Origin of the sequence: Oceanobacillus damuensis (assembly GCF_001618145.1) — a bacterium.
Taxonomy (GTDB): domain Bacteria; phylum Bacillota; class Bacilli; order Bacillales; family Amphibacillaceae; genus Oceanobacillus; species Oceanobacillus damuensis.
In genome coordinates, this window is the sequence record NZ_KV392043.1 from 177,832 (window position 1) to 193,786 (window position 15,955).

Here is a 15,955-nt window from a genome sequence, read left to right on the forward strand (position 1 = left end):
AACTAAAATAATGTTTCTGTCAGATTCATTACAAATTCTTTTTCTCGTTCTTCCTCCAATTTATCAGCAATAGAACGGCGAATCGCTCTTTTTGGTGGTATGATGACACTCAAATCACAAGCATCCAATAAGGCGCGAATCGATGCAGCATCTTCGGATAGTTTCCCTTGATGAACAGCAGTAATGAGGTCTTTGGATAATTTGACAAATAAGTTTATCGCCGTTTCATCAGCCAACCTTGTATTTGTCTGAATTAATTGCTTCAACTGATCCCCTTCGATATAAGGAATCTCGATAACGATAAAACGGTTTTTAAGTGCTTCGTTAAGTGGAACAGTTCCAATATAGCCTTCATTAATAGCGGCTATTACACCAAAACCATCTTTTGCTGTTATGATTTCATTTGTAAACGGATTGGTTATCGTTCTGCGGTAATCAAGCACACTGTTAATTAGGGGCAGCGTTTCCGGCTTTGCCATGTTTATTTCATCAATATACAGGAAATTGCCATAATTCATGGCATTAATTACAGGGCCAGGTATAAATTCTATCACCTGTCTTTCTTCTTCATATGCTATCGTTTTAAAACCAAGTAAACTCTCAGCGTCCAGGTCGACCGAGCAATTGACACTGAACATTGGCTGGTTGAATAAATAAGACAATGTCTCGGCAAACTTTGTCTTTCCAGCCCCGGTTGGACCTTTAAGTAAAACATTTTTCCCCATACTTAAAGCAGAAATCGCATCTATTAATAAATCGATCACAGGAGGTACATACCCATCCTGTCTGATCAATTCCTCGAATGCACTTGTCTGATAGTTGCGGTTGGTATCCAATAGCTTACTTATATTTGTTGGTAAATTATAATTAATGTCCATCATAAAACTCCTTTCATAACCATTGTAATCCTCCTGCTGTTTTAAAACAAAACACTGAATTTTCGCGGAGTGATATTGACAAATAAACCCTGTAAGAATTAGAAGGATTGGAGATACACTGCTTGAGATGATTATGGATTAACTATAAGACTTTTATATGCTTTGATTTAAAATGCGAAGTAACTGGAGATATATCACCGAAACTGTCCTCTTGTCGCCGTCCGGGATCGCTCTGGGCGGATGCGCATCCTTAGGGCACGGCCTCAGCCCCGAAGAGAAAACCACTCTGCGGGGTCTTCGGACACGTGCTATTCCCGCAGGACAAGGAAAGCTTCGTTAGCTTTCACATCGCACGAAGGAAATTGATTTGTATTTCCGAGGAGTCACCGCCCGGAGCGATCCCGGACTGGTATAGGCGTATGATTTTATTTTAGCTGTTACTAGTGTAGTAATTATAACAAATCCTCTAACCAGCTCTGGGAAATACACGGAGACACCTTGAAAATGCATCCGCATTTTCTGCGTGCGATGTAAAGCTTCCGAAGAATTCCTTGTCCTACGGGAAGAGAGGCATAGGTGAGACACTGAAATGCGTGATTCTTGAAGGGGCTCACCAGCCGCCTTAGGATGCGCGCAGTGTATTTCCCAGAGCGGTCGCCGAAGTAACTTGCTTCCATTGTTCTTGCCAAGGTTTTAACACAAATGGTAGTTAGTTCGCATTTTACACAAAATGCGAGGCTGGAAAAGTCGAGCAAAAAATTAACACTCTTTCTAGTATTGAAGTGTGATTTGTTAATGGATAGGGTAATTGGTAATATTAAGGGAATTTTTTGTGACTTTAGAATGACTAGTTAAAGAAGTATAAAGAAAGAGATGCAATGCTATGCAAGGTCTCATCCAAAATGCGAGAAGAATGGTGGATTATTGTCGAGGATATCGGGGAAAACTTTCACGGATATTATTTTAGCATGTAGCATTAACCTACCAGTCTGCATAAGTGCAACGAAGGCTGTCACCAAAAGAGCTGGTGACAACCAAGATTTCTAATAAAGACTGCACATGTTTCGCTTATAAACGTAAATAATACGAATGATCGCACGGTAGATAGAGGTGACATAATGAATTCAAAAAACTATGCGAAAACGAATATCTATTTAGGCAATGTAAAAGTGTACTGCGAAGTTATCCTTAACGGTAAACCACCGCTTGTATTGATCCATGGGTTTGTCTCCTCGACTTACACATTTAATCAACTTATTCCAATGCTGGAGAAACATTTTTCAATTATAGCTTTAGATTTACCCGGTTTTGGAAAAAGCGAGAAATCTACATCGTTTGTTTATACGTATGAAAATTATGCTAAGTTAGTTGCTGAGTGTATTGATTATTTTAATCTTGAAGACGTTTGCATTATTGGTCATTCAATGGGAGGACAAATTGCCTTATATACTGCAAGGATCATACCTGAAAAGGTAAAAAGGTTGGTTTTACTGAACAGTTCCGGATATTTGAAAAGTGCAAACCGATTAATGATCTACTGTACTTATTTGCCATTGTTCAATCTGGCAATTAAACGAAGAGTCAGAAACAAGACCGTTAGAGAAAGCTTGCAAAATGTATTTTTCAATCATACATTGATTACGGATGATCATATTAGGGAGTATGAAAGTCCATTAAAAGAAGAGAATTTCTATAAATCACTAGTAAGATTACTGCGTCATCGGGAAGGGGATTTAAGCACAGATCAATTGAGGGAAATCAAAACACCTGCATTGTTGATCTGGGGAGAGGAAGACAGGGTTGTCCCGATTGGGATTGGTAAACGTTTAGCAGCAGATTTACCAAATGCACAGCTGATTACTTACGAGAAAACCGGACATTTAGTAACGGAAGAGCGAACGGAAGATGTTTATGAACAAATTTTGATCTTCAATGGTATGGAAATCAACACTTAACTGGAAATACGGTGCCTATAAAGCAACAAACATTTCCAAAGCCGGTTTTATTTGCACTAAAGTTAGCAAGGCGATTAATGAATATAACGGGTTAACCTATTTTATTGGTACGAAAACTAAGCCCCCAGTAAGAGCCTTATAGCTAGACGGCTCTTACTGGGGGGCAATTGGAACCATTGGATCAATCCACATTAAATTGCTTGGTAATCTTTGACAGTGAGCTTGATATATTCATCAGCTTTAGTCCAATTTCATGAGTGCTTTCTGTTTGTTTGTATTGATGCTCACTGCTAGCAAGCATTTCTTCAGCGCTGGCTAACGTTTCCTGTGAAATGGAAGCAAAATCTTCAGCCGATAGTTCCAATTTAGGTAGTTCCTTTTTCAATTCTTTCAGTTCTTCCTGTGTATGATGAAGTTTACTCGTTGTTTCTGTAATTTTGGTCATTAATTTGTCAAAGGAAGCTTTTGAATCAGATGCAATCGATAAATTAGTACTTGTCTTTTTAAGCATTTGCTTAAATTCTTTGGTTGCGTCTTGAGTAATTTCTTCCATATTGGTGATCGCACTGGTAATTTCATACGCCGCAGTTGAAGACTGTTCAGCCAGCTTTCCAACTTCATTTGCCACAACTGAAAAACCTTTACCAGCCTCTCCGGCCCGTGCTGCCTCTATGGCCGCATTAAGTGATAATAGTTTTGTTTGTTCAGCAATCCCCTGAATCAATCCAACCAGCTTTGATATCGATAAAGAGTAATCATTTACCTGCTGGACTGTTGCAGTCAGATCATTGAAGTCTTTTTCAAATGTTTGAAAGGTACTGATTAATTTCGATATGTTTTTATCGCCACTCTCTGCATAAGTACTCATGTTCTCTGCATTTGCAAAAACGCTGTCCATATTTTCCATCATAATCTCTGTTTTATGTTTCATCGCCATGGAACTGGTGACATTGCTTTCGGAACTGCTTGCGGTTTGTTCTGCACCTTGCTTGACAACATTAATCGATTCGGTCAGATCTAGACTTGACTGAAGGGCGCCATTTGAGGAAGTTTTTAACTCTTCCCCTGTATGGTTTAATTCAACCGTTGTACCCTTCAGTTCATTTAACATAGATCGCATTTGATCAATCATGGCATCATAGCTTTTATGTAAGGAAATGAATTCCGGCAGGGTAGTTTTGGGTTTTGGTGCTTGCTTCAGATTGCCATCGCGTACCTCGCGCATCGTGTTCCTCAAGACGGTGAGCGGTTTCGTCAATGTTCTGACGAAAAGCGTAAGCAGTAAAGTTGAGATAAGCACACTTGCAATAATGATTGAAATGATAAAATAGCCCATATTATCTACTGGTGCCATGAAAGAACTGTTAGGTACAAGCAGCACATAAATACCACCGACTTCCTCCATTTCCTGGAAGGATATGGTATATTGTTCGCCTTCAATCTCTCTGGTGATCTGCCCATTTTCGATTTCTGCAATATCTGCAACAAGCTGTTCTGATATCTGGGGTAATGAATCTGTACTGACTGTAAACGGGATCGCCTCGTTTTCAACAATATATAAAAACTCGGACTCGATTCCATCCTCTTCCAGTTCTTTTTGCTGTGTCCGGATATTTACATTTAGCTGTTGAACTAAATAATCGGGATCGCTAACATATAAAAATTGCAGATTCTCTGCTATATATCCCATTAATTGTGTCTCTCTCGTCAATCTGTCCTCCATAGTATTCAATGTGAGATTTTTTGCCTGTATGTATGTAACGGTCCCCACTGAGACAATTGAGATAACAATTAAAGAAATAAATAGGATTAATAATCGAGTACGCAATGTTGCCTTTGAAAGAAAGTTACTGGAAAATCGTTTCATAATTGCCGTTTTCTCCTTTTTGAGTAGTTCATTTGTACTGTTACTAATTAATTATATCAGAAGAAATATTAAATTACTGTTAAGTTTTTAAACTATTTGAATAGGTGGTTGGAGAAAAAAGGAAATACAAGATAATTTACACCCATTCCAATAATAGAAAAAAAAGAGTATAATATATAGATGATTCTCAATTATTAGGAGGAATAACATGACTATTATAAACAAAGGGGCAAATAAATTCTATGTAGGGGATAACATAAAGAATCCATTGGCAGAAATAACTTTTGTGGAATCTGGAGAGAAAAGAATAGTCATCGATCACACCTATGTATCGAATGATCTTCGCGGCCAAGGTATAGCAGGGCGTCTAGTGGAAAATGTCGTACATTATGCAAGAGAAGCAGGAAAAAAAATACTGCCTTTATGTCCTTATGCTAAGGAAAAGATAGAAAAAAATGAAGAATATCATGATGTTTTAAGCAAATAATAGTTTTGAATCCAAAATTACAAAAAAATGATGAAAGGTGCTGAAGGTCATGTACCTAACTGTTCAGGAAACCGCAGAATATTTATCCATGGACGAAACGAAAGTATCTGCTTTAGTATTGCAGGGGCGTATTCGCGCGATTCATGATGGTGAACAGTACCTTATCAATAAATCACAATTTACCACCCACTTTGAACAAGTGGAAAAGTATCGACTGATGATTGAAGAGTTCTTGAGTGAGCCGATACCTGATGATATCGATGTGAAAGACGAAGATTGATGATAGAGTAACATTTGCATTTCAAATAAATTCCATCTAATGTTAAGGTTAAGCTGGACATAATACCGGCATAATCTTAACATTTTTTTAAGGAGCTAACTAGTATGGTTAAGAAAAAATACACAAACTACAGAAAAGAAGCAAAGTCATTAAAATATGAAGTAGATGAACCGGTTGAACTGCTGACGTTTTTATTGAAGGTAATGTCCAATAGAAGCAGAAATTCAGTAAAGTCTATCTTGGCAAGGGGTCAAGTGACTATTGATGATCACATAGAAACGAAATACAATTATAGGCTGCGGCCTGGTCAGACTGTAAACATTCTGAAGAATAAAGCAGCTATTAAGGAAAACGTTTTAATTGGTATGTCGATATTATACGAAGATGAGGATATCATTGTTATTAATAAAGAAGCTGGTTTATTATCGATTGCGACGGAAAAAGAAAAGAAGCAGACAGCACTTCACCAATTAATGGAGTATGTAAGAAGAGAAAATCCGGAAAACAGAGTATTCGTCGTTCATCGGTTGGATAAGGATACTTCAGGTGTAATGATGTTTGCCAAGAGTGAACAGGTTAAAAGGAAATTGCAGGATAACTGGAAAGAGATTGTTAAAGAACGCACTTATGTTGCATTGGTTGAAGGTCAGGTAATGAAGGAAAAAGGTTATATTTCTTCCTGGCTGAGAGAAAGCAAGACGCGTTTGATGTATTCGAGTCAAACACCTAATGATGGAATGCACGCAATAACGCATTATACACGTATCCAGTCAAATGAGGAATTCTCTCTGTTGGAAGTGCAGCTTGAAACAGGACGCAAGAATCAAATTCGAGTTCATATGCAAGATATGGGCCATCCTGTTGTCGGTGATAAAAAATATGGATCGAAGCGGCGTAATGCTATTGGAAGACTTGGACTGCATGCAAAAGTATTGTCATTTAATCATCCGGCGACAAATAAATTTATGCGGTTTGAAGCGGATGTTCCTTCGTCGTTTTTGGCTAAATCAAGATAATTAAAACGAGGCTTGGAGATAAACGGCCTAAGTTGACTTTGAATTAACCGTTAGGCTTACTTCGCATTTGAGATAAAGTGCGAGCAAAGCTAAGACAAGTGGCTTCGGCGATCTCTCGGGGAAATACACTGCGCGCATCCTAAGGCGGCTGGTGAACCCCTTCAAGAATCACGCATTTCAGTGTCTCACCTATACCTTTCTTCCCGTAGGACAAGGAAAGCTTCGGCAGCTTTACATCGCACGCAGAAAATGCGGATGCATTTTCGAGGAGTCTCCGTGTATTTCCCAGAGCTGTTATATTGTCCAAATAATGAATTCGCTCTTTTATGGCAGTTCATAGGAGCGGAGGACAGTTGACTCCTGCGGGAATAGCACGTGTCCGAAGACCCCGCAGAGTGGTTTTCTCGAGGAGGCTGAGGCCGTGCCCTAAGGTGCGCAACTGTCCGCAGCGGAAATCAACCAGCAGTTACTTAAAGTTTACACAAAATGCAAGGCTTATATAGTAAAATAATTACGCCGTTTGATTTTTTTAATGTTGCAAAAGCTGAGTTATTAAAAGAAAAATCCGGAACTAATTCGAATTCTGACTCAAGAATTCTAACCATAGTTTCGGATTTTTCTATAACTGACCACTTTTGTCCCAGTCCGTTATAATGGAGCTTTTTCGAGCACTCTTCCTTTTCTGCCCTTGGTTGTATCAGCATGTTTCATTGAACTGATAATTGCTTCTTCTGTTGATTCTGCGACTGCTTGAAATAATTGATTCATGATAGGGTGGTCATCGCGTACAAAGGATAAAGATTCCAAAACTGTAGAAGAATGGTGATCGTACTTGTTTGCTGACGAAAAGGCAATTGCAATATCCCCACTACCATGATCAATATTGCTTCCGGTTCTGGCAAGTCCTGCAGCACAACGCTTGGCGAGCCGGTTTAACTGGCGATCATATAGCGGAGCGTCGGTAGCGATGATCATCATGATGGAGCCCTCAGGCGTGTCCTGATTTTTCTTGCCCAAGTCTGCAAATAAGGCATCATCGCTTTTGCCGAAATTACTTAAAACAAGGCAGCCTACTGTATAACTCACCCCATCTGCGGAAACGATCCGGGAAGCGGTCCCGATGCCTCCTTTATAGCCAAAGCATTGCATCCCTTTTCCTGCCCCTATCGCACCTTCTTTGACAGGATGGCTCACAGCACTTTTAATAGCTTCAATGGCATGATCTGGTGTGATTGCCTGTATCCGAATACTGTTCAAAAAGCTGTCATTGCATTCGCCCACAACAATATTAATCGTACCTGTCGTATCGCCTATCTCTTTATTTTGCTCCAGCATATATTGCAGTGTACCCTGCTTAACGTAGCCTACGCTGAATGTATTTGTTAACATGATCGGAGATTCCAGGAGTCCGAGCTCATCAATTTGGACAAGACCGGCTGTTTTTCCGAACCCATTGATAACAGAGCTTCCAACCTGAAGCTTCTGCCTGAACAGATTGCCGGAATGAGGAAGGATGGCAGTTACTCCTGTACATATCGTATTTTCTTCATCGATTTCCTCATACAACGTGACATGACCGACTTTCACATCATGAACATCGATAATGCAATTATGTTTTCCTTTTTGCAATTTCATAACGTTTCTCCTTTAGTGGACATGGAATGGTTGTAAACTTTCTATTATTTTCCCCTTTTTGCATGGCTTATTCATTTAAAGCAGCTATTTTCTGTATTATAGCAAATTCTCAGCAGGTATTTAGAATGTTTTTGAATGTTATTGAGGAACTATGGGAAACTATAGGCAATATTTCTTTGGAGGCAGGATAATGAAAAAGTTATTGGTTATAGTGATGATTACCGGCATATTTCTTTGGGGAGCAGAAGCAATTTCAGCAGATAATGAGGGGACGGAGATCGGCAATAAGGCACCTGATTTTGAATTGATGTCGATGACAGGAGAAACTGTCAAACTATCCGATTATACCGGTCAGCGAGTGATGCTGAATTTCTGGACAACCTGGTGTCCGCCATGCAGGGAAGAAATGCCTGATATGCAGAGATTTTACGAAGACAAGGAAGCGGTCATACTGGCGATCAACTTAACGGATATGGAAAAGAACAGAACTCAGGTGACCGAATTCGCGGGGGAGTATGGATTAACCTTTCCAATCTTGATGGATGAAGCTGGTGAAGTTTCAACCCTATACAGAATAAGCCCAATTCCTACAACATATATGGTTGATTCAAAAGGGATCATTCGTCATAAAGCATATGGAGCGATGGATTATGAGCGGATGGTATCCGAATACGAAAAAATGGAATAGGGGCAAAATAATGTAATGGTAATTATTTGTAAGTTAGTAACTTTTGAAGATATATTCTTGTATTTCTTCATTAACTGATGTATACTGATAATAATTTAATACGTATATTCCTTCGGGGTCGGGTGAAATTCCCAATCGGCGGTGATGAAGCAAATGCTTCAAAGTCCGTGACCCGTGCGGTTTTCTAACCAAGCGGTGGATCTGGTGCAACTCCGGAACCGACAGTTAAAGTCTGGATGAGAGAAGGGATTTTAGGAAAGCAGTTTAATAGTAGCTGTTGTAATTTTTGCATATTGTTATCATTGTGCAAAAATCGCAGTAAACTTTATGCCAATTAAAATTCTGACTTAAACCCCTGAAGATAGCTTCAGGGGTTTTTTGATACGCTACATAACCGATAAGAAAGGGTGAGAGTGATGTTTACAGGTATTATTGAGGAAATGGGCACTGTGGAAAAAATGCAGAAAGTTTCCCAACAAGCGGTTCAACTGACGATCGGTTCAAATAAAATAATTGAAGATATGAATATTGGTGACAGCATTTCAGTAAACGGGATATGTCTAACCGTAACGAATTTTTCCAAAACGAGTTTTAATGTAGATGCAATGCCGGAAACGATTAAGGCAACCTCATTGCAAATGTTAAAGCCTGGTTCAAAGGTAAACCTTGAAAGAGCGATGGCTGCAAATGGGCGGTTTGGCGGCCACTTTGTTTCAGGCCATGTGGATGGTATAGGCACAATCATTGATAAGCATAAACAGGAAAACGCAATCTATTATGATATTGAAATTCCTGAAGAATTAGCTGGATATTTACTCCATAAAGGGTCGATTACAGTGGATGGTACAAGTCTGACACTGTTCGGAGTCAACAAGAATGTGTTTACCATTTCTCTGATTCCTCACACCGTATCAGAAACCGTACTTGGAGGAAAAGATAAGGGTGACATCGTAAATATTGAATGTGACATGCTTGCAAAACATGTGCAACAGATGCTTAGCGGCCAGCTTGACAAGCAACAAAAAGGTATTGACGAAGAGTTTCTTAATAAAAATGGTTTCATGTGAGGAGGTAAATAAAATGATACATGCAATTGAACTTGCGATAGAAGATTTAAAAGCCGGAAAGCCCATTATCGTTGTTGATGATGAAAACAGAGAAAATGAAGGCGACTTTATTGCATTGACAGAAATGGCAACCCCAGAGGTCATCAATTTTATGATTACCCATGGAAAAGGTTTAGTCTGCACGCCAATTCAAGCTGAGCTTGCTGAAAGACTCAGTTTTCCGATGATGGTGGATAAGAGTACGGATCCTTTAGGAACTGCATTTACGGTATCCATTGACCATAAAGATACAACTACCGGCATCAGTGCGGAAGAAAGATCAAAAACGATTCAGGCATTAATCGACCCAAATGTACGAAAAGGGGACTTCAAGCGGCCTGGGCACGTCTTTCCGCTTATTGCAAAAGAGGGAGGGGTATTGACTCGTCCCGGTCATACGGAAGCGGCTGTGGATTTGGCACTATTAAGTGACAGCTTCCCATCGGGTGTTATTTGTGAAATTATCAAGGAAGATGGGACAATGGCACGGTTGCCTGATTTAGAAGAAATGGCCGATAGATTTGACCTTAAATTAATTACGATTGCAGATTTGGTTGCCTATCGGAAAAAACAGAAAAAATTGATTTATAACTAGGCTAAGGAGATGGAACAAATGGGTAAAACTTATGTGGGAAATGTTGTAGGAACAGATTTAAAAATTGGGATCGTAGTGGCTAGATTTAATGAATTCATTACAGGTAAATTGCTGGATGGGGCACTGGATACGTTAAATAGACATGGAGTCGTTGAAGAAAATATCGACACTGCATGGGTACCTGGAGCTTTTGAACTGCCATTGATCGCACATAAAATGGCAAACAGTGATAAGTATGATGCTGTCATCACCTTAGGAACTGTTATTCGTGGCTCAACACCTCATTTTGACTATGTTTGTAATGAAGCAGCAAAAGGTATTTCCAGTGCATCCATACAAACAGGTAAGCCGGTTGTCTTCGGCCTATTGACAACAGAAACGATCGAACAGGCAATTGAACGTGCTGGAACAAAGGCAGGGAATAAAGGAGCAGATGCAGCTGTTACCGCAATCGAGATGGCAAACATGGTAAGGATGCTGGAAAACTAAGAATATAAGATGAAGCAGTAAGTAAGCCGGAAAAGCGTCCATAGCTTTCCCGGCTTTTTAAAGTGAAAAAATCATATCTGGAAACAATTATCCTACCAAGGAAATGCCACATCTATAGGCTATCGTACAACAACCCAGGTCCTATGGGTGCAGCCCATCCGTCGGTAACGGCGCTTGCGCTCTTGTTATTGGAAAATTATATGTTAGTAGGATAAACTATAAATCAGGGAATTTTTAATGGACGGGGGAGATTACAATCAAATTATTAGTGGCACAACTCGTTATCATAGCTGTAATATGGGCAGGGATGGCGTCTTTCTTTTCAGATATGAACGAAGTCAGCAGGCTGATTTTCTATTTGGTTACATCCTGGTTATTATTTTTAATCGTTATTATCATAAAGATACTTATTAAGAATCGGACAGGTAAAAAGAATTAATCGCTATAAGAGGATGTTCAAAAAGTCCGGTAAAAATGACACATCGAATTTCTTCGTTAGCTTGCTTTTCCGTTGCTCATGTATTAAAAGCATACATTCCGCTACTCAAAGCTACGCTGCCTCGAACTTCTCGGTCCTTTTTATCCTCCTTTTTGAATATGCACTATAATAAAATGCGAGGAAGGTTTTACGATGCTTACAATAGAAAATTTACATAAATCCTATGGAGAAAAGATCCTGTTTAATAATATTACATGTACCATTGCCGATCGGGAAAGAATTGGGTTGATCGGTGTAAACGGTACAGGAAAATCAAGTTTCTTAAAGGTTATTGCAGGGCTGGAATCACCTGAAAAGGGTACGATCAAACATCCAAAAGATTACCATATCGAGTATTTGGCACAGGAACCCGCTTTAGACCATAATCTGACTGTCATTGATCAGATTTATGAAGGGGAAGCAGAAATAATGAAGCTGATGCGCACCTATGAAGCAGCATTATTAAAGCTTCAGCAGGATGCGGAAAATAGTGTGTACCAAACACATCTTATGGAGATCCAGCAGAAAATGGATGAAGCGGAAGCATGGGAAGCGAACACTGCTGCCAAGACCATTTTGACCAAACTTGGCATCACAGACTTTGGTAAGAAGATTACGGAGCTATCGGGCGGACAGCAGAAAAGGGTCGCCATTGCCAAAGCTCTTATTCAACCAGCCGATTTACTGATTCTCGATGAGCCGACAAACCATTTGGATAATGAAACTGTCGAATGGCTGGAAAAATATTTGCAATCCTACAAAGGATCCTTGCTTTTGGTAACGCATGACAGATATTTCCTGAATCGGGTCACAAATCGCATATATGAATTGGATAAAGGGAATTTGTATATATATGAAGGGAATTATGAAGTTTTCCTTGAGAAAAAGGCGGAACGTGAGGCATTGGAAATCAGCAGCGAACAAAAGCACCAAAATACGTTGAAGCGTGAATTGGCATGGCTTAGACGAGGAGCTAAAGCAAGGTCGACAAAACAGAAGGCGAGAATCGAACGGGTTGAAGACATGAAGAAGGAAACGTTCGATACAAAGAAAGATAATGTTGAATTCCAAGTAGGGTCGACCAGGTTAGGAAAGAAAGTCATTGAACTTAAAAATATCAGCAAGTCCTACGAGGATAAAGTCCTCTTGCATAATTTTAGCCATCTGGTAGTACCTGGCGAACGTCTTGGGATCATTGGTGCAAATGGTTCCGGTAAAACCACCTTATTGAATATCATGGCAAACCGTATCGCGCCTGATGAAGGTGAAATAGAAATCGGCGAAACTGTAAAAATCGGTTATTATACACAGGGCGATGAAGAACTCGATGGAAGCATGCGCATCATCGACTATATCAAAGAAGTAGCAGAAGTTATCCATACAAAAGATGGACAGGTGATAACTGCAGAACAAATGCTGGAAAGGTTTCTGTTTTCCCGTGCGGAACAGTGGACCTATATCCGAAAACTCTCGGGTGGCGAAAAGAGAAGGCTCTATTTGCTTAAAGTGCTGATGACGGAACCGAATGTGCTCTTTCTCGATGAACCTACAAATGATTTGGATACGCAAACATTGAGTGTCCTGGAAGAATACCTCGATCACTTTCCAGGAGTGGTAATTACCGTGTCCCATGATCGATATTTTCTCGATCGGGTTACACAGAGGCTACTCGTGTTTATTGGGCAGGGCAGGACAGAGCTATTCTATGGCAATTACAGCGACTATCTAAATCTTCGTGAAAGCAGTGTAAGCAATGATTCAGCGCCTGATAAAACGCCGGATCGACCAAAGAAACAGAAGAAAAAGCTATCCTATAAAGATCAACGTGAATGGGAAACAATAGAAGATCAAATAGCCGAACTTGAAGGAAAAGTGGAAGAGCTCCAGCAGGGAATTATAGATGCCGGCAGTGATTCGGAACAAGTGCAGAAGCTTTTTGCCAAGCAACAGGAGACGGAAGCAGAGCTGGAAGCAAAAATGGAACGCTGGGAAGAGCTTTCCCTATTGATAGAGGATTTGGAGAATAACTAAATAGGACATTATCCATAAACAAGAACCACACAGACAATCAACCTATAATCTCTGTGTGGTCTTTTGTTTAAAGTGTATTGTTTTAGGTTACGTTCCATATTATCGATAGGTATAGGGAAGTATATTGATAACAATATTTAATTAGAGAATGATTGAAATGGGGTAATGCAAGTGAGCGAGGATATGAATCGAAAAGAGGAACAACGGCGAGTAGATGATATAATTCGCGAAATTAACCGAAAAGAAGAACGTTTATATGAGAAATCTTCCGGTTTAAAAGAAAGTGTGATCGAACTTCGAAAGAGCTTTTGGGATGATGTCACCGTTAACGTGGACGAACCGGATGATGTGATTGAAACAGAAGCCAGCATTAAACAGCAGGCTGAACTATTGGCAGAAATTGAGAGATCTCATGGTAAAATTGGAGAACAATTGAAAACGCTAATAAGGCTAAAAGATTCTCCTTATTTTGGCCGAATCGATTTTTTGGAAGAGCAAATAAATGACAAGGATCAGATATATATTGGTATTTCATCATTGATGGATCAAACGGATGAAAACTTCTTGATCTATGACTGGCGTGCCCCCATTTCCAGCCTTTACTATGATTTTTCACCTGGAAGAGCAGAATTCAGGACCGTTGAAGGGAAAATTACCGGGGAGATAACATTAAAAAGGCAATTCATCATAAAAGAAGGCCGGATTGAAGGAATGTTTGATACAGGGGTAACCATTGTCGACCAATTATTACAGCATGCTCTCGGGAATAATGCGAGTACTGCGATGCGTAATATTGTTGCAACGATCCAGAAGGAGCAAAACAAAATTATCCGTAATGAGAAAAGTGATTTACTGGTAGTGCAGGGTGTGGCCGGCAGCGGAAAGACATCAGCAGCGCTGCAGCGCATAGCTTATTTGATGTATCGGTACCGTGAGGATCTTCATGCAGATAATGTAGTGTTGTTTTCGCCAAACCCGCTATTCTCCAGTTATATTTCCCATGTACTTCCGGAGCTGGGAGAAGCGAATGTCAGGCAAACAACATTCCTGGATTTTGTTGAAACAGGGATTGGCGATATGTTTGAAATAGAGTCACCATTTGAACAGATGGAATATGTTTTGTCAGAGGAGTCAGCAGATAAACACTATCGAATCCGCATGAATAGCATCGAGTATAAGTCGAGCTTGGATTTTAAAGAACTGATTGATGATTTCGTTCTGCAATTGGAAACGAGTGGTCTTGAATTTAAAAATATAACCTTTCATAACCGGATTCTCTTTTCCAAAAAACAAATTGGAGAGTATTTTTATTCGCTGGATAAGGAAATCGCGATACCAAACAGAATGGAGCTTGTTTCAGATTGGTTATCCAAAGAATTGCTCAGATATCAAAAGGAAGAGAAAAACAAAGATTGGGTAATGGAAAAAATAGAATTGCTTGATAAGGAAGATTATCTGAAGGCTTTTTATAAATCGCAAAAGCAGATTGAAAAAATGAATTCGAAAGTGAGATAGAAATGGAGGAGGAGTTTCTAAGGAAAGAAGTTGTGAGAAGAACCTTTTCCAAGATTAAAAAGCGTGTGAAACGTTTGGAGTTTGTTCATGTATCTGCAGCTTATCGCAGGCTTTTTACAGACTGGCACTCTCTAAAAACACCGGAATTTTGGGATGGGATTTGTATGCTGACGAAAAAAGGGTTATCAAATGGTAAATTGACCTGGGAGGATGCCACCCCATATTTGTATTTAAAAGGAAGGATTTTGGGTGACCAGGCTGATCGGTCTGTGAGGCATTTATTGATTGATGAGGCCCAGGATTATTCGGCATTTCAATTTGCGTATATGAAGCATATTTATCCGTATACAAAACTAACTTTACTCGGAGATATCAATCAGTCAATCTATAACTATGCAACGAAGAAAAATCCATTGGTTCGGGAAGAAAACCAATTAAAGCATGAGAGAATTACATTGACCAAGAGTTACCGATCCACCAGAGAAATTGTAGAGTTCACGAAACACTTTGCACCAGGCAAGGAATTAATTGAACCCTTTGAACGTAAAGGGGAAAAGCCAACGCTCCTAAAGCTGGATGGAAAAGAAGGATTAACCGTTGCATTGAGAGAAAGTGTGGTGGCACTTAAGCGTCAAGGTCATGAAACCATTGCAGTAATTTGCAAGACAATGCAGGAGAGCGAAATGGTCTACCATCAATTACAGGATAAATTGAATGTACTGCTTATAAACGAGGAAACGTACTCCTTTGAGAAAGGATTGCTTGTGCTGCCGGTTTATCTTGCCAAAGGGATTGAATTTGATGCAGTCCTCATTCCGGATGCTTCGGAGGATTGTTATTACAAGGAGTCAGATAGGGCGATACTATATACGGCATGCACTTATGATAAGTCATCTTATTGTATAGATTAATAGATTACTAACAGTATATATTTT

Annotated in this window: 13 protein-coding genes, 1 pseudogene and 1 riboswitch; of the genes and pseudogenes, 11 read left to right on the plus strand and 3 right to left on the minus strand. The window is 39.6% G+C overall.

The genetic code is table 11. The annotated features are described in order from the left end of the window. Positions 1–2: 2 nt before the first annotated feature. The gene (locus tag A4245_RS02300; protein WP_067725284.1) at positions 3–878 is read right to left on the minus strand and encodes an ATP-binding protein; all 876 of its coding nucleotides are present in this window, start codon (positions 876–878) and stop codon (positions 3–5) included. 1,118 nt (positions 879–1,996) lie between these two features. On the opposite strand from A4245_RS02300, the gene A4245_RS02305 reads away from it, so the two are divergent. Beyond that, positions 1,997–2,833 carry an alpha/beta fold hydrolase gene (locus A4245_RS02305; RefSeq protein ID WP_067725286.1) on the plus strand — a complete coding sequence of 279 codons (837 nt, stop codon included), beginning with the start codon at positions 1,997–1,999 and terminating at the stop codon, positions 2,831–2,833. A 181-nt stretch (positions 2,834–3,014) separates the two neighbouring features. Here A4245_RS02305 and A4245_RS02310 read toward each other — a convergent pair whose 3' ends face one another. Continuing rightward, positions 3,015–4,700: a methyl-accepting chemotaxis protein gene (locus tag A4245_RS02310; protein ID WP_067725288.1), complete on the minus strand. Its 1,686-nt coding sequence runs from the start codon at positions 4,698–4,700 to the stop codon at positions 3,015–3,017. Positions 4,701–4,908: 208 nt separating this feature from the next. Here A4245_RS02310 and A4245_RS02315 point away from each other — a divergent pair, with 208 nt between their 5' ends. The 3 genes from A4245_RS02315 (at position 4,909) to A4245_RS02325 (ending at position 6,483) form a co-directional block, all read left to right on the plus strand. After that, complete coding sequence (locus A4245_RS02315) at positions 4,909–5,187, plus strand: GNAT family N-acetyltransferase (protein ID WP_067725290.1); 279 nt, start codon at positions 4,909–4,911, stop codon at positions 5,185–5,187. Positions 5,188–5,236: 49 nt separating this feature from the next. After that, a complete protein-coding gene (locus tag A4245_RS02320; RefSeq protein ID WP_067725292.1) occupies positions 5,237–5,467 on the plus strand; it encodes an excisionase family DNA-binding protein in 231 nt (76 codons plus the stop codon). A 104-nt stretch (positions 5,468–5,571) separates the two neighbouring features. After that, positions 5,572–6,483 carry an RluA family pseudouridine synthase gene (locus tag A4245_RS02325; protein WP_067725294.1) on the plus strand — a complete coding sequence of 304 codons (912 nt, stop codon included), beginning with the start codon at positions 5,572–5,574 and terminating at the stop codon, positions 6,481–6,483. Positions 6,484–7,131: 648 nt separating this feature from the next. Here A4245_RS02325 and A4245_RS02330 read toward each other — a convergent pair. Next, positions 7,132–8,118 carry a DmpA family aminopeptidase gene (locus tag A4245_RS02330; RefSeq protein WP_067725296.1) on the minus strand — a complete coding sequence of 329 codons (987 nt, stop codon included), beginning with the start codon at positions 8,116–8,118 and terminating at the stop codon, positions 7,132–7,134. 190 nt (positions 8,119–8,308) lie between these two features. Here A4245_RS02330 and A4245_RS02335 point away from each other — a divergent pair, with 190 nt between their 5' ends. The 7 genes and pseudogenes from A4245_RS02335 to A4245_RS02365 all read left to right on the plus strand — a co-directional run bounded on the left by A4245_RS02335 (position 8,309) and on the right by A4245_RS02365 (position 15,931). Further along, positions 8,309–8,806, plus strand: a complete 498-nt coding sequence (locus tag A4245_RS02335; RefSeq protein WP_067725298.1) for a peroxiredoxin family protein — start codon at positions 8,309–8,311, stop codon at positions 8,804–8,806. Between the two features lie 104 nt (positions 8,807–8,910). Next, a riboswitch (FMN riboswitch) is annotated at positions 8,911–9,058 on the plus strand. A gap of 164 nt (positions 9,059–9,222) precedes the next feature. Further along, positions 9,223–9,873, plus strand: coding sequence for a riboflavin synthase (gene ribE / locus A4245_RS02340; RefSeq protein WP_067725300.1), 651 nt, complete (start codon positions 9,223–9,225; stop codon positions 9,871–9,873). Positions 9,874–9,886: 13 nt separating this feature from the next. Further along, positions 9,887–10,498, plus strand: a pseudogene (gene ribB, locus A4245_RS02345) (3,4-dihydroxy-2-butanone-4-phosphate synthase); the annotation flags it as partial. A gap of 27 nt (positions 10,499–10,525) precedes the next feature. Further along, entirely contained in the window at positions 10,526–10,996 is a 471-nt protein-coding gene (gene ribH / locus A4245_RS02350) for a 6,7-dimethyl-8-ribityllumazine synthase (RefSeq protein WP_067725302.1), read from the plus strand. A gap of 631 nt (positions 10,997–11,627) precedes the next feature. After that, positions 11,628–13,505 (plus strand): ABC-F family ATP-binding cassette domain-containing protein, encoded by a 1,878-nt coding sequence (locus A4245_RS02355; protein WP_067725304.1) that lies wholly within the window; start codon positions 11,628–11,630, stop codon positions 13,503–13,505. A gap of 171 nt (positions 13,506–13,676) precedes the next feature. Beyond that, positions 13,677–15,020, plus strand: coding sequence for an RNA polymerase recycling motor HelD (gene helD / locus A4245_RS02360; protein WP_067725306.1), 1,344 nt, complete (start codon positions 13,677–13,679; stop codon positions 15,018–15,020). 2 nt (positions 15,021–15,022) lie between these two features. Further along, complete coding sequence (locus A4245_RS02365; RefSeq protein ID WP_067725308.1) at positions 15,023–15,931, plus strand: UvrD-helicase domain-containing protein; 909 nt, start codon at positions 15,023–15,025, stop codon at positions 15,929–15,931. Positions 15,932–15,955: the final 24 nt, after the last annotated feature.